Source organism: Fusobacterium sp. JB019 (genome assembly GCA_030673965.1).
Lineage (GTDB): Bacteria > Fusobacteriota > Fusobacteriia > Fusobacteriales > Fusobacteriaceae > Fusobacterium_B.
The window spans coordinates 153,090-167,718 of sequence record JAUTCN010000002.1 but is presented as its reverse complement, the minus strand read 5'-3'; the positions used below and the strand labels follow the sequence as shown (position 1 = coordinate 167,718).

Annotated in this window: 13 protein-coding genes; 2 read left to right on the top strand and 11 right to left on the bottom strand. The window is 26.2% G+C overall.

The annotated features are described in order from the left end of the window. Positions 1–62: 62 nt before the first annotated feature. Both Q7K47_01005 and Q7K47_01000 read right to left on the bottom strand, forming a co-directional pair. Complete coding sequence (locus Q7K47_01005) at positions 63–746, bottom strand: anaerobic ribonucleoside-triphosphate reductase activating protein (GenBank protein MDP0505781.1); 684 nt, start codon at positions 744–746, stop codon at positions 63–65. 15 nt (positions 747–761) lie between these two features. Next, positions 762–2,846: a ribonucleoside triphosphate reductase gene (locus Q7K47_01000; protein MDP0505780.1), complete on the bottom strand. Its 2,085-nt coding sequence runs from the start codon at positions 2,844–2,846 to the stop codon at positions 762–764. A gap of 248 nt (positions 2,847–3,094) precedes the next feature. Here Q7K47_01000 and Q7K47_00995 point away from each other — a divergent pair, with 248 nt between their 5' ends. After that, a complete protein-coding gene (locus Q7K47_00995; protein MDP0505779.1) occupies positions 3,095–3,910 on the top strand; it encodes a purine-nucleoside phosphorylase in 816 nt (271 codons plus the stop codon). Between the two features lie 70 nt (positions 3,911–3,980). On the opposite strand, the gene Q7K47_00990 is transcribed toward Q7K47_00995, so the two are convergent. The 8 genes from Q7K47_00990 to Q7K47_00955 all read right to left on the bottom strand — a co-directional run bounded on the left by Q7K47_00990 (position 3,981) and on the right by Q7K47_00955 (position 12,622). Continuing rightward, a complete protein-coding gene (locus Q7K47_00990) occupies positions 3,981–5,996 on the bottom strand; it encodes a cation:proton antiporter (protein MDP0505778.1) in 2,016 nt (671 codons plus the stop codon). Between the two features lie 116 nt (positions 5,997–6,112). Next, positions 6,113–7,009 carry a carbohydrate kinase family protein gene (locus Q7K47_00985; GenBank protein ID MDP0505777.1) on the bottom strand — a complete coding sequence of 299 codons (897 nt, stop codon included), beginning with the start codon at positions 7,007–7,009 and terminating at the stop codon, positions 6,113–6,115. A 17-nt stretch (positions 7,010–7,026) separates the two neighbouring features. Further along, positions 7,027–8,394 carry a PTS ascorbate transporter subunit IIC gene (locus tag Q7K47_00980; protein MDP0505776.1) on the bottom strand — a complete coding sequence of 456 codons (1,368 nt, stop codon included), beginning with the start codon at positions 8,392–8,394 and terminating at the stop codon, positions 7,027–7,029. A gap of 15 nt (positions 8,395–8,409) precedes the next feature. Further along, a complete protein-coding gene (locus tag Q7K47_00975) occupies positions 8,410–8,685 on the bottom strand; it encodes a PTS sugar transporter subunit IIB (protein ID MDP0505775.1) in 276 nt (91 codons plus the stop codon). Between the two features lie 13 nt (positions 8,686–8,698). Beyond that, complete coding sequence (locus Q7K47_00970) at positions 8,699–9,130, bottom strand: PTS sugar transporter subunit IIA (GenBank protein MDP0505774.1); 432 nt, start codon at positions 9,128–9,130, stop codon at positions 8,699–8,701. Positions 9,131–9,223: 93 nt separating this feature from the next. Then, entirely contained in the window at positions 9,224–11,227 is a 2,004-nt protein-coding gene (locus Q7K47_00965; GenBank protein ID MDP0505773.1) for a BglG family transcription antiterminator, read from the bottom strand. Between the two features lie 31 nt (positions 11,228–11,258). Next, a complete protein-coding gene (locus tag Q7K47_00960) occupies positions 11,259–12,035 on the bottom strand; it encodes an ABC transporter permease (protein ID MDP0505772.1) in 777 nt (258 codons plus the stop codon). Next, a complete protein-coding gene (locus tag Q7K47_00955; protein MDP0505771.1) occupies positions 12,029–12,622 on the bottom strand; it encodes an ABC transporter ATP-binding protein in 594 nt (197 codons plus the stop codon). The genes Q7K47_00960 and Q7K47_00955 overlap by 7 nt, the downstream gene beginning before the upstream one ends. 159 nt (positions 12,623–12,781) lie before the next feature. On the opposite strand from Q7K47_00955, the gene proC reads away from it, so the two are divergent. Next, entirely contained in the window at positions 12,782–13,582 is an 801-nt protein-coding gene (gene proC / locus Q7K47_00950) for a pyrroline-5-carboxylate reductase (protein MDP0505770.1), read from the top strand. 41 nt (positions 13,583–13,623) lie between these two features. On the opposite strand, the gene cas1 is transcribed toward proC, so the two are convergent. Further along, positions 13,624–14,610, bottom strand: coding sequence for a CRISPR-associated endonuclease Cas1 (cas1, locus tag Q7K47_00945; protein MDP0505769.1), 987 nt, complete (start codon positions 14,608–14,610; stop codon positions 13,624–13,626). Positions 14,611–14,629 lie beyond the last annotated feature (19 nt).

Genomic DNA, 14,629 nt, shown 5'->3' with positions numbered 1-14,629 from the left:
TTAAATACCTAAATAAAAAAAGATTAGCTTTATTCAAGCTAATCTTTTTTGTTATTTTATTTTTAAATCTCTAAATTTTTCTGATATTCATTCAAATCTTTTTTTATCTTTATCATATCATACTTGGTTAATACTTTTCCTCTAAGCCTTTTTAAATCACATTTTTTAAATTTTTCTGGCATATGAAAATAATTAAATCTCCATAAAGGAAAATTTTCAAAATCCTTTGCAATTGAAATTAAATCTTCTTTAGTTATTCCTGGATATAAAGTTGTTCTTACTTCAAAATTTGCTTTAGCATCAAATAAATATCTTATAGTTTCTGCAGTCTTTTCGTAATCTGCTCTTTCTCCACATATATGAGTATATTTTTCTCTTGCCCCCTTTAGATCTATAGCAAAATAATCAACAACTTTAGCTTCATTTAATTTTTTAATAACTTCTAAACTTTGACCATTACTATCTAGTTTAGTTGCATAACCTAATTTTTTTAAATATTTAAAAAATTTAAGTAAATCTTTTTGTAAAGTAGCTTCTCCACCACTAACTACAACCCCATCAAGTAATCCTCTTCTTTTTTCTAAAAATGCTTTTATTTCTTTTTCTGAAATCTCTTCTCCGGTCTCTATAAGTTGACGATTATGACAATAAAAACAATCTAAATCACATCCTAATGTAAAGACTACACAACTTAGTTTTTTAGGAAAATCTATAGTACTAGTCTTTTGTATTCCTCCAAACTTCATAGAATCAACCTCTCCTTAATTTTTTATAACATATTTTACTCTTTCTGAATATTCTTCTGTTTTACCCTTATTAAAGTTTTGAACTGGACGAAGGTATCCAACTACTCTAGTCCATATTTCTGTAAGCTTACCACATTCTGGACATCTTTCAACTTCACCAGTTATATATCCATGCTCTGGACAAATTGAGAATGTTGGTGTTAGTGATAAGTATGGTAACTTATAATTAGTAAATGCTTTCTTTAATAAACTCTTAGCTATTTCTATATCTTTTATTTGCTCTCCTAAATATAAATGTAATACTGTTCCACCTGTATATTTACATTGTAATTCATCTTGAAGATCAAGTGTTTCAAATATATCATCTGTATAACCAACTGGAAGTTGAGAAGAATTTGTATAATAACAAACTTCATCTCCTGCAGTAATTATATCTTTATATCTTGATTTATCTTTATTAGCTAAGTTATAACTTGTTCCCTCTGCTGGAGTAGCTTCTAAGTTATAAACATGTCCTGTTTCATCTTGATATTTAGCAATAACTTCTCTCATATAATCTAAAACTTCTAAAGAAAATTCTTGTCCTTCTTTTGTTGTTATATCTTTTCCTTCTCCTAAGAAATTTAAACAAGCTTCATTCATTCCTATAAGTCCTATTGTATTGAAATGATTATACCAATATTCCCCTGTTCTTTTATATACATCTTTTAAATAATTTTCTGAATAAGGATACATTCCATGTTCAGTTTGTCTTTCAATAGTTTTACGTTTAATCTCTAAACTTTCCTTAGCTATATCCATTAATTTTTTTAGTCTTTCTTGAAATTCTTCCTTTGTTGAAGATAGATAAGCTATTCTAGGAAGATTTATAGTTACAACTCCTATTGATCCTGTAAGTGGATTTGATCCAAATAATCCTCCTCCTCTTTTACGAAGTTCTTTAGTATCCAATCTTAAACGACAACACATAGATAGAGCGTCTTCTGGAGATAAATCTGAACTTACATAATTTGAAAAATAAGGAATTCCGTATTTACAAGCTATTTCCATAAATTTATCTGTTACTTTACTATTCCAATCAAAATCATTTGTTATATTTATTGTAGGGATAGGGAAAGTAAATACTCTACCTTTTTTATCCCCCTCTTCCATAACTTCACAAAATGCTTCATTTAGCATATCCATTTCTTTTTGAAAGTCCCCATATGTTTCTTCCATTAATTTTCCACCAATTATAACTGGTTGATTTTTTAATGTAGATGGAGCTTTTAAATCAAAAGTTAAATTTGAGAAAGGACATTGAAATCCAACTCTTGTAGGTACATTCAAATTAAATATAAACTCTTGTAAAATTTGCTTAACAGCTTTAAAATCAAGATTATCGTATTTTATAAATGGAGCACAATATGTGTCAAAACTACTCCATGCTTGAGCACCTGCTGTTTCCCCTTGAGTTGTAAAAGTTGAATTAACTACTTGTCCTAAGAAACTACGTAAATGTTTTGCTGGACTAGATTCTACTTTTCCTTCTACTCCTCCAAAACCTTGAACAAGAAGTTGTCTTAAATCCCAACCTGCACAATAAGGTCCAAAGAATCCTAAATCATGTAAATGTAAATCTCCTGATAAATGAGCTGAACGAATTTCAGCTGGATAAATCTCATGTAACCAATATTGTTTTGTAAAACTTTCACGAATATAGTTATTCATTCCATTTATTGATTTTTGAGTATTTGCATTTTCTTTTATTCTCCAATCTCCATCATCTAAATATTTAGAAAATAAATCAATTGTTGCTCCTATTAAAGCATTTTTTTCCCTTGCACCACGACGTTTTTCTCTATATAAGATATAAGCCTTAGCTGTCTTAGCATGCCCACCTTCTATTAAAACTTTTTCAACCGTATCTTGAACATATTCGACATCCACTGTATCTTTATATTTTTTAAAAAGCATATCTATAACTTCTTGAGATAACTCTTCTGATTTTTCCCAATCATTTCCACCCACTGCAGTGGCAGCTTTAAATATTGCTCTTGTTATTTTATCACCACAAAATTCAACTAAATCTCCGTTACGTTTTCTTATTGTTTGGATCATAATCCCCATCTCCTTTTTTCTGTTGCTTGGTATCCCTTAATGGAATTATACAACATCTTGTGCTCCTTTTCAACTAGCGCACAAGATATTGTGATAATTTATTTTTTTTATCTTTTCTATTCCTTAATTTTCAATAGCTTTTTGAATCATTCTTTTTTTATATGATAAAATCTATTGACAGGGTTGACTTTATTCAAATAAGGCACTATTATATTAATAGAACTATTTATTTTGGAAAGGAGATTTTTATGTATAATAAAGTATTAGAAAGTATTAAATTTATAAAATCTAGAACAAATTATAGTCCAAAAATTGCAATTATTCTTGGAAGTGGACTTGGAAGCTTAGCAAATGAAATTAAAGAAACCGTTGAGATAGATTATCATGAAATTCCAAATTTCCCTATTTCTACAGTTAAAGGTCATGCTGGAAAACTTATTTTTGGAAAAATAGGAGATACAGAAGTTATGGCCATGAAAGGAAGAATTCATTTTTATGAAGGTTATCCTATGAAAGAAGTAACTTATCCTATTTATATTATGAAAATGTTTGGAATAGAAAAACTTATTTTAAGTAATGCTGCAGGAGGAATAAATCCAAATTTTCAAGATGGAACTTTAATGATAATTAAAGATCATATAAACTTTTTTGGAACTAATCCATTAATTGGAAAAAATGATGATAGATTTGGTACAAGATTTCCTGATATGACAGAAGTCTATTCTAAAAAATTTATTGAAAGTGCTAAAAAAGAAGCAAAGAATTTAAATATAAAATATAGTGAGGGAGTATATCTTGGAACTACTGGTCCATCATATGAAACTGCTAGTGAAATTAAAGCATATTCTTTAATGGGAGGAGACGCTGTTGGTATGTCAACTGTACCTGAAGCCATTGTGGCAAATTATTTAGGTATGGAAATATTAGGTATTTCTTGTATCACTAATATGGCAACTGGTATTGCTACTAAACCGCATTCTCATGAATCAGTTATGGAAATAGCTAAGAAAGTTGAAAAAGATTTTTGTTTATGGATTAAGACCATTGTTAAAAATTTAAAATAAATATAAATTATAAAAATGTGGACTTACAAGTTTTTCTTGTAAGTCTACATTTTCTATTTTTATTTACTACTTATTCACAATGACATTCTTTTCCTTTGTTACAAGATAAATATATTCCTATAAAATTAGTCTTCTCATCTTCAACTAAACTTTTAGCTGATTCATCTTGAGAATTACTCCAAGTACTTTCTTCTCTTCTTCCTAAAAAGAAAATAATTAAATCTCCTGGTTTTATTAAATTTTTTACAAATTCATCTAGTTTATCCCATTTATTTACAGTTAAAAAATCAACTCCCTTATTATCTTTTATAAAATTGTCTAAATATTCTTTAGTCTCATCTTTACATACAAATATAATCTTAGTATTTAATTCTTTTAAATGTTTCAAAGTATTTTCAAGCATTTGCAAAAATCCTCTGTGTTTCATTATTAAATCAGGGATTAAAATATATGTTTTAGAAGCTGTTCCTAGTGTATGTTCTAGTTTTAATATATAGACAAGAGATGTACTAGCTTCAGTATATTTATCTATAACAGCTCCAAAAATTTTATTTTTTTCAGGATGTTTTCTATCCCAAGAAAAAACTACCTTTGAAATTCTATTTTCCTTAGCTGTTGTTAATATTCCATTAGACACATCATCTTGAATCCTTATTAGAGGAATAATTTCTCTTTTCAATTCCCTTGCTCTTTTAATAACTTTTTCCAAAAGTTTTTCACTTTCTATAATTTCTTTATCATTATCATCTTTTTCTTTTATTATTTTCAAAACATAAATTGGATCATGTCTTTTTATATTCTGTAACAAAAAACTAAATTCCATTAAATTTTCTAAATTTATCTCCTGATTCACTGGAACTAAAATTCTATGTAAATCGTTTGATAATTCCTCATCGTTATTTTCTCCGTAAGCAATCTTTTTAGCAGTATATTCTGTAAAAAAAGTCCCCATAAAACAAGTTACCATAATCATTGTTATTGTTCCTGCTAAAATATATTCACTTAATATCCCAACATTGTAACCTACAGTTACTGCTGCTAAAGTTGCTGCTGCTTGATTTACCGACATTGAAAAAACTAAAAGATTTTCAATTTTTTTTAGTTTTATAACTTTACCAAAAACAAAAGCTGCAATAAATTTAGATATTATAGCTGTAACAATCATCATTAAAGCTACCTTTATAGTTTTTTCATTTTTTATAAATTGACTAACATCAATTAACATACCAACAGATATCAAGAAAAATGGAATAAACAAAGTTTCTCCTATAAATTTAACCCTTGCCATTAACACACTTCTTTCTGGAATTAAACTATTTAAAATTAACCCTGATAAAAAAGCTCCAATTATTGGTTCTAGACCTATCATGTGAGATATATGAGCTAGTATAAATGTAATAGTAATTATAAATACATATTCTTCACTTCCATTTCCCTTAGCATATTTAATAAAAAAATGTTTTGCTATTTTAGGAATATATTTAGCTGAAAATATAACATATATGACTGTTAAACTAATAAATTTACCCCAAAACATAAGTGTTAAGTTACCTTGATAAGTTGCAATCACTATAATTAAAACTATTAGTGCTAGAACATCTGTTATTATTGTTCCTCCAATTACAGCTGTTATACTTTTCCTTTTATTTATCCCAAACTTACTAACAATTGGATAGGTTATTAAAGTATGAGAAGAAAATAAACTAGCAAGTAATACAGAACTTAACATGCTCATTTTTAATATATACACCCCTCCTAAAAATCCTAAAAATAAAGGTATTAAAAAAGTTAAAGTTCCAAATATTAAACTATAGGATTTATTTTTTTCAACTTCTTCTAAATTAATTTCTAATCCGGCTTCAAACATTATATATAAGAGCCCTATAACTCCAAGAAGTTCCGTCTTTAAAGTTCTAGAAACTATATTAAAACCATATGGTCCTATGAACATACCACCTAACAATAAATATATTATTGATGGAATTTTAGTTTTAACTGATAATATTGGAGAAATTAAAACTATTCCCATAAAAATAGTAAACATTAAAATAGGATCCATTGTCTGTAAATTAATAATTCTAAACATATTTTACCCCCCTTTATATCCTAGTATTATTATACCACCTTAATTTTAATCATGTTATAATTTTTATTAAAATAAAAATTGCAGCTTTAAAAAAATATTTAAAACTGCAACTTATTTTATTTCTCTTCTAATTTTTTATAAACTTCTTCAAGTTCTGGAATTGAATTTCTTCCTCCTAGTTTTTCAACAGAAAGAGATGCACAAGCTGATGCAAACCTAATATTTTCATCTATTGTAAATCCTTTGCTTAGACCATAAACAAAAGCTCCATGAAATATATCCCCTGCTCCAGTTGTATCAATTGCATTTGCTTTAAAAGTTTCATATTTTATAACCTTATCATCTTTTTTCATAATAGATCCTCTTTCACCTAGAGTAACTATTATAGTATTTTTATTTAATTCTTTTAATTTATCTAAAACATATTCAAAATCTTTCTCTTGAATTTTATCTATTTTACAATATTCCATTGCAAAATCTTCAGAACAAATAAGATAATCTACTAACTTTCCTAATACTAAAGTTCCTTTTTTATAAGTCCCTGCATCTAAAACTGAAATAGCCGATGGAAATAATTTATTTGTAGCAAGTGCTATATCAAGTTCATGACCATCATAAAGAATTATCTGCGGAGAATTTTTATATTTAATATCTAAATCTAAAATTTCTTTTTCTTCCCTATAATTTATTATTGTCCTCGATCCTGTACTTCCATTTGCTATTATTAAACTGCATGGAGTAATATATTTTTCGCTCATTATTATATTTTTTGTATCTACTCCAACACTTTCTAAATCTTCTATAATTTTTTTTCCATAAAAATCATTTCCTAAAACAGTTATATAAGATACTTCCTCACCATATTTACCTAATAAATATGATGCATTTCCTGCAGGGCCACCACTAACCATAGTCCTATCTTTCGCCTTATATTTTTTGTTTTCCTTTGGAAATTCATTTAATAAATAAGTAATATCAAAAGCTGAATGTCCTACACAAAGTATTTTTTTCATAAACATCTTCCTTCTTTTTAATATTCATCCTTAGCATTTATAACATGTGTCTTTGTTTTTATGAAATTTGGTACAATTAAAACTATTAAGAATAATGTAATTATTGAAATAATTCCTGTGTTACCAAATCTATTAATTAAGTTTCCTATAATGATTCCAATTACTCCAAAATCAAAATCTCCAAATGTTGTATTTTGGAAACCTAAGTTACCTAATACTGGTAATAAGAAGGCTGGTAAAAATGCTAGGAATAATCCATTAACAAAAGCCCCTACTACTGCTCCCTTTTTACCTCCAGTTGCATTTCCATAAATTCCTGCTGTAGCTCCGCAGAAAAAATGTGGTACAAGTCCTGGTATAATTAATACTGCTCCCATTCCACCTAATACAAGCATTCCTATAATACCACCTATGAATGAAGATATAAATCCAATTAAAACTGCATTTGGTGCATATGTAAAGAATACTGCACAGTCAACTGCTGGAATTGCTTTAGGTATAATTTTTTGTGATACACCTTGAAAAGCCGGAATAAGTTCTGATAATATCATTCTTACTCCATTATACACTATTGTTACACCAACAGCAAAACTTAAGGCTGCAGTTAATGCATAAACAATATAATTTGTTCCCCCTGATAATTCTTGAACATATTTAGGTCCTGCTACTATAGCTGCTATTAAATAAAAAACAATCATTGTAATTGCTGTTGAAATAGTAGAATCTCTTAAGAAATTATATTTTTCTGGTATTTCAATATGCTCTGTACTTTTTTCTTTATTTCCTATTTTGCTTCCAATAAAAGCTGAAATATAATAACCTAAAGAACCAAAATGTCCCATAGCTATACCGTCATCATCTGTAACTAAATCTGTGTATTTTTGTCCAATACTAGGAGAAATAGCTGACCATGCTCCTAATAAAAATCCACCAGCTAGTATAAGAGTTGCTCCTTTTAATCCTGAAGTAGATAAAACTGCTGAAAGCATACATGCCATAAAGAAACTATGATGTCCTGTTAAAAATATATATTTATATTTTGTAAATCTTGCAATTAAAACATTTATTATTAAACCTGCTAATAATATAAACATTGTTTCTTTTCCTAAAATGTCTTGCGCAATTGAAGTTATTGCTTCATTATTAGGAACTACTCCTGTTATATTAAATCCATGTTCAATCATTTTCCCTAAAGGATCTAGATTTTTTACTATAACCCCTGCACCTGCACCTAACATAATATAACCTATAATTGGTTTTAATGTTCCTGTAATAAGTTTATTAAATGGCTTTTTCAATGCTACTAATCCAATTAATGATATTATCCCTAATAAAAATGCAGGACTTGTTAAAATATCATTTCCTATAATTCTAAGTAAATTCATAATTTTCCTCCTATTTTATTTAGTTAACTCTTTTATTTTTTCTAAAACATCTTCTTTTATTTTTCTTTTATTAGTGTAACTTCTTATTTCTGCAACATTATAATTTGTTAATTGTTCTGCTAATTGTTTAATAGTAACTATTAAATCAACTTGTTTCCCTGCAACTGAATTAAAATCTGATGATGTTACATCAGCCTCTATCCCCTCCTCTTTACAAATTTCTTCAATTTTCATTGCACACATAAGACTGCTTCCAATTCCGTTTCCACATACAGTAACTATTTTTATCATTTTTATCTCTCCTTTATTTAAGTAATTTTTTTGTTTCTTCAATAGATTTAGCTAAAATTAATTTTTCAATTTGATCTTCATCATCAATTATATTCATTAAATCCTTTAAAATATCAATATGAGAACTATTATCACTTGCAGCTAACATAAATATTAAATAAACTTTTTCATCTTCACCATCAAATAAAACTCCCTCATTTATTTTAAGTAAAGAAATACAAGTTTTATTTACTCCATCCTCTGGTCTTGCATGGGGCATTGCTATTTTAGGTTCTATAATAATATAGTTTCCCATTTTTTCAATTTTATTAAAAATTGCATCTACATAGGAATTTTCTATTTCTCCCCTCTTCAAAAGTGGTTCGGCTACTTTTCTTATTGCTTCTTTCCAGTCTTTTACCTGGTCAACAACAACAATTTTTCCTTCAAGTTCTTTTTCCAACATTGTCTCCATCTCCTATCTTTTTATTCTAATTTATTTTAACTCTTTTTTTTATTTTCTAAAAGATTGTATTTTTTTCAAAAAAAAAAGAGGATATTAATCCCCTTTAAAGTATTCTAAAATCTTTTTAGTATCATTTGTATCTTTTATTTTATTTTCTAAATCATTTTCTTCAAATTCAGTTATAATTCTATTTAAAATATTTAAATGTTCCTTTTTATCTTTAGAACAAAAAGCAATGACAAACTTTATTTTCTTTTTATTTAAAAATTCTATTTCATCATTATATCTTACAAAGGCAAAACCTGTTTTATTTACATTTCCTGTAGATTGTGCATGAGGGAAAAGTACTCCTGGCACAAGCATTATATAATCTCCATATTCTTCTACAACTTCCACCATACCTTCTATATAATCCTTTGTTATACAATTAGAATCTAATAAAATATTCCCAGCTTCCCTTATTGCATCCCTCCAGTTTTTAGCTGTACCTTTAACTTTAATCATGTTTTCATTAATGGAGTCTAATCCTGTAACTTTTTTTTGAAAAATATCATCTATTAATTTATTATCTAGAAAAGTTCTTAAACTTTCTATTAATCTCTCATCTACTTCTATATCACTATTTTCCTCTAAAACTTCTAATAGCTCTGAAAATATAATTTTTTTATTGTCCTTTTGAACGGGAAATTCATCTAATTTTTTTAAATCTTCCTCGGTTAAAATTGGATTAACTTTAATTATTTTTTCAACCCCCATATAATTATCTATGGAAACTGTTGTAAGAATAAGATCCACTTCCTCTTTTTTTATCTTCTTTTCAAACAAATATCTAGGAATTGTATCCACTATTTTAATTCTATATCTATCTTTTAGTTGCTCAGCTAACAATTTTGAACTCCCATACCCTGAAGCACAAACTAATAAAACTTTTAATTTTTCTCTTTTTTTCTTTACATTTCTATCCATAGCTAATTTAAAATGAACTGTTAAAAATGCTATCTCATCATCTGTAAACTTTTCGTCTATAAATTTTTCTAAATTTTCAACTGATTCTTTCACTATTAAAAATAACTTAGGATAACTTTCTATCACTTCTTTATATATGGAATTATCTAAAACAATTTTATTTTTTATTCTATATATTGTTGGCTTTATATGATTAACAAGCTCTAAAAACAATGTTTCATCCCTTGAAATATCTACATCAATTTTTTTATTAACTAAATCAATTAATCTTCTTACTGTTATTTCTATTTCAACCCAGTTTTCATAGTAGGAATAATTAATATTATATGTATGACTACCTAAAAAATAATCTGTAATTTTTAAATATTCTTCTTTTGAAACCTCTATCTCATAATATCCTTCAATTAAAGCTTTTGACTTATCAACACATTTATATTCAAAAGTATTTTCTAAAAACTTGCTATTTTTTATACTCTTAATTTCCCATTTGTTTTTATTAAAAAAAATCATAAGTTCTATATATTTCAATATAACAGAATAAGCTTCATCAGAAATTATTAAATCCATTAATTTTTGGCAATAATTTATAAAAATCTTTATTCCTTTTATATCAATGTCTCCTATATATTTATCGATAATATCTTTTAAAAATTTACTTTCTAATTTTTCTGCACTAACTAATGTTTTTAATGCTAATTGTCGTATTTGCTCCTCTTCTCCTATTATCTCAAGACCTTTTTTAGGAAGTAACTCTAACTTTAAATTATAGTCTATTAATTTTTTTCTTATTTCTCTTAAATGAACTTTTATAGTACTTTTACTTAAATCTAAGTCCTGTGCAATCTCTTTTTGATTAATATATCTTTCAAAGGATATTTTTAATATTATATAAAGTTCTCTTTCTTCAGAAGAAGGAATATATTTTTCCACTGTCTTTAAAAAGTCTTCAAGTGCATCATAATCATTAACAATGCATTCCCCCTTTAATATTTCTAATATGTTAATCTTTTCTATTTCATATCTAATACTTCTTTCGCTAAGGGAGAAATACTCAGATAAATATCTTAATGAAATTGATTCTTTTTTTTCTAGTAATAAATTTATTATTTGTATGGATCTACTGCTTATCATTTTAGTCCTCCCTTTTAATTATAAGTTATCTTTATTTTAGCATACTTTCCTTTGGGAGCATATAATCATCAAAGAAAAATTTAGATGCTAGTATTAATATGAAAAAAGCATTATACATTTGTGCCCCAAATATAAGTATCATAACTGCAATTTGATATTTTATAGCTATCATTGGTAAATTTCCTGCTAAAATTTGACCTGTCATCATTCCTGGAAGTTTAACTATCCCAAGAGTTGCCATTGTAGCTATTGCTGGTTTCAAACTTAAATTTATACTTTCTGCCATATATGGTTTTAATGCTTCTAATTTGCTAGCCCCTAAACTTAAAGTATATAAATATTCTTTCTTTCTATTTTTGAAAATAGATAAAAAGGAAGTCATGGATATTATTGAGGTATTTAAACAATTTCCAAGGATCATTCCTGATATTGGAATCAAATATTTAGCTTCAAAAAATCCAATCTTTAATATAATCACATTAAAAAACAATGAAAATCCAAATATTAAAAATAACATTGGAGAAAAAATAACTAAAAAAGATCTTAATTTAACTTTAATAGATTTTATTGTTGTAAATGTAGCTACAATTATCATAATACATAGATACAAAGCATTTACAATAGGGTTATTATAAATAAAAATATATTGCAAATATATTCCTACTAAACTAAGTTGAAGAAACATTCTCAAAATTGAAATTGTTGAAGTTTTTAATATTCCTAATTTAAAATATTTTTCTAAAACTATCCCCGGAATTAAAAGAACTAAAAGTAAGAATAAAGAATAATATGAAATATCCATTACCATTTCACCTCCTTGAAATCCCAAATTTCATCATGGGAAATAATTAAAACTGTTGCCTTTGTATTTAAAATATATTCTTTTACTTTCTTTTTCATTTTCATATCCAAAGAAGCTGTAACCTCATCTAACAGCCATATTTCTCTATTTAATCCCATACAAATAGCAAAACCTAATCTCTGCCTTTCTCCCCCTGAAAGTTCCCTTACATTTTTATGTAAAGAGTCTAAAATATTAAACTCTTTTAGATATTTTTCAATATCTTCATAAAAAATTTTATTTTTATTTACATTATAATTTAAAATTTCCATTATTAATTCTTTTACATTTTTATTTTGAAAATCAATATCCTGACTAACATAGGATATTTTTTTTCTAATATCCAAAATTGTATGTTTATTTAATCTACAATCATCAATATATATTTCTCCTTTAGCTTTTTGAAAACCTAATAAAATATTAAATAAAGTAGTCTTTCCTTTTCCAGAAGCTGCATTTAAAAGAATTTTTTCTCCAGGTTTTATTTCTAAATTAAAATCTTTAAATATTTCTTTTCCTCCTAATTTACAATTTAATTCTTTTATTTTAATCATTTCCTATCTCCTTAAAATTTATAATTACCTTATCTATTCTACGCTAGAAACTTTTAAAAGTCAAAATATGAAATTAATTTATATCCTCTATGCTCCATTGACTAAATAACTAATATTTGATATGATTAAGAAAAATATAATATAAAAGAGGTCTTGATTATGAATAAAAAAATAGGATTTATTGGTACAGGAAATATGGGTCAAGCAATGATTAAAGGAATTGTTTCTTCTAAAATAGTTCCCAGTAAAAATATTTTAGTTTCAGATAAGGATGAAGATAAATTAAAAGAAATATCTGATAAATTTAAGATAGTGGGAAATACATCTAATAAGTTTATTGCAGAAAATTCTGATATTTTAATTCTTTCAGTTAAACCTAATGTATATAGTATAGTTATTGAAGAAATTAAAGATATTATAAAAGAAGAAACTCTTATTATAACTCTTGCTCCTAACTTATCTCTTGATAATATTTCTAAAATGTTTAATAGAGAACTTAAAATTGTTAGATCAATGCCAAACACTCCTGCATTTGTTGGAGCTGGAATGAGCGCTATTGTTCCTAATGAAAATATAACAAAGGATGATTTAAGTTATGTCTTAGAAATTTTTAATAGTTTTGGAGAAGTTGAAATAGTTAACGAAAAAATCATGAGTACTGTAGTTGCTACAAGTGGATCTTCACCAGCATATATTTTTATATTAATTGAAGCTATGGCTGAGGCTGCAGTGTCTGGAGGAATGACTAGAAAGACTGCTTATAAATTTGCTGCTCAATCTGTTTTAGGTAGTGCTAAAATGGTTCTTGAAACTGGTCTTCATCCTGGAATACTAAAGGATATGGTTTGCTCTCCTGGAGGAACAACTATTGACGCTGTAATAGAGTTAGAAAAACATGGATTTAGAAATTCAATAATACAGGCTATGAAAGCTTGTGAAAATAAAGCAAAAAATATGTAAAGAAAAATGTGTTGATTATAATAATCAACACATTTTTATATTTATATTTTAAAAGCTTTATAATCTTTAGTCCCATTTAAAAATTCTATTATTTTAAAACATTCAATATTTACTAGTTTCCTATAATTAATCTTCTTTGTTATTTTTTTATTTTTTAATGGTTTTTCTATTCTTTTTATATATTCGTAAATAATCTTTTCTCTTGCTGACTCTTTTATATAACAAAAATCATCTTTCTTTTGAAAATCTTCTTTTTTTATAATTCCTCTATTTATTAATAAAAATATTAATTTATCTGCGATTAACGGTCTAAATATTTGAGAAATATCTAAGTAAGATGAAAAATGTCTTTCTCCAACAGAATGTAAATAATTCATTATACAATTTAAATCTGTCTTTGAAATTTCAGAAAAAATAGTAGTATACATTAAACTATTTACAAAGGAAGTTAATGCATTCACTGATTCTGTTGATAATTTTTTTTCTTTTTTAACACAATAAATATCTTGATTAAATATTTTACTCCAACATTTATAATAACTTCCTCTAATACTTTTTTCTATCCATATTAATTCTTGAATATTTTCACACATATCTATCTTTTCATTCAAAAACTTTAATTCCATTAATTCCATTTTTAAATCTCTACCTTTATATTTATAGTAGTTTATATTTTTTAAAAGATTATTACTCATTCCCTTGGTAATCTCTTTAATTATTTTAATTCTCTTTTTTTCATTTAATAAATTTTGGGCTTGCTTTACTAAGGAAATATCTGAAGGACTATTTCTTTTAGAATAAATAGACCCCCTATAATAGCCATATGAATTAAAATAATGTATAGATATTTTTAATTTTTTTAAGTATTCAATACACGCCCCTTGTATCTTTACTTTTCCAATTATATAAATATCCTTGATCTCATCAAGATTCACTTCTCTTTCTTCATTGTTCAACTTAATATTTTTAAGAATATTTCCATTATTAATTAATCTTCCACTAGAAAACAAATAATATTTCTCCCCCATAAAATCATCTCCTAATTTT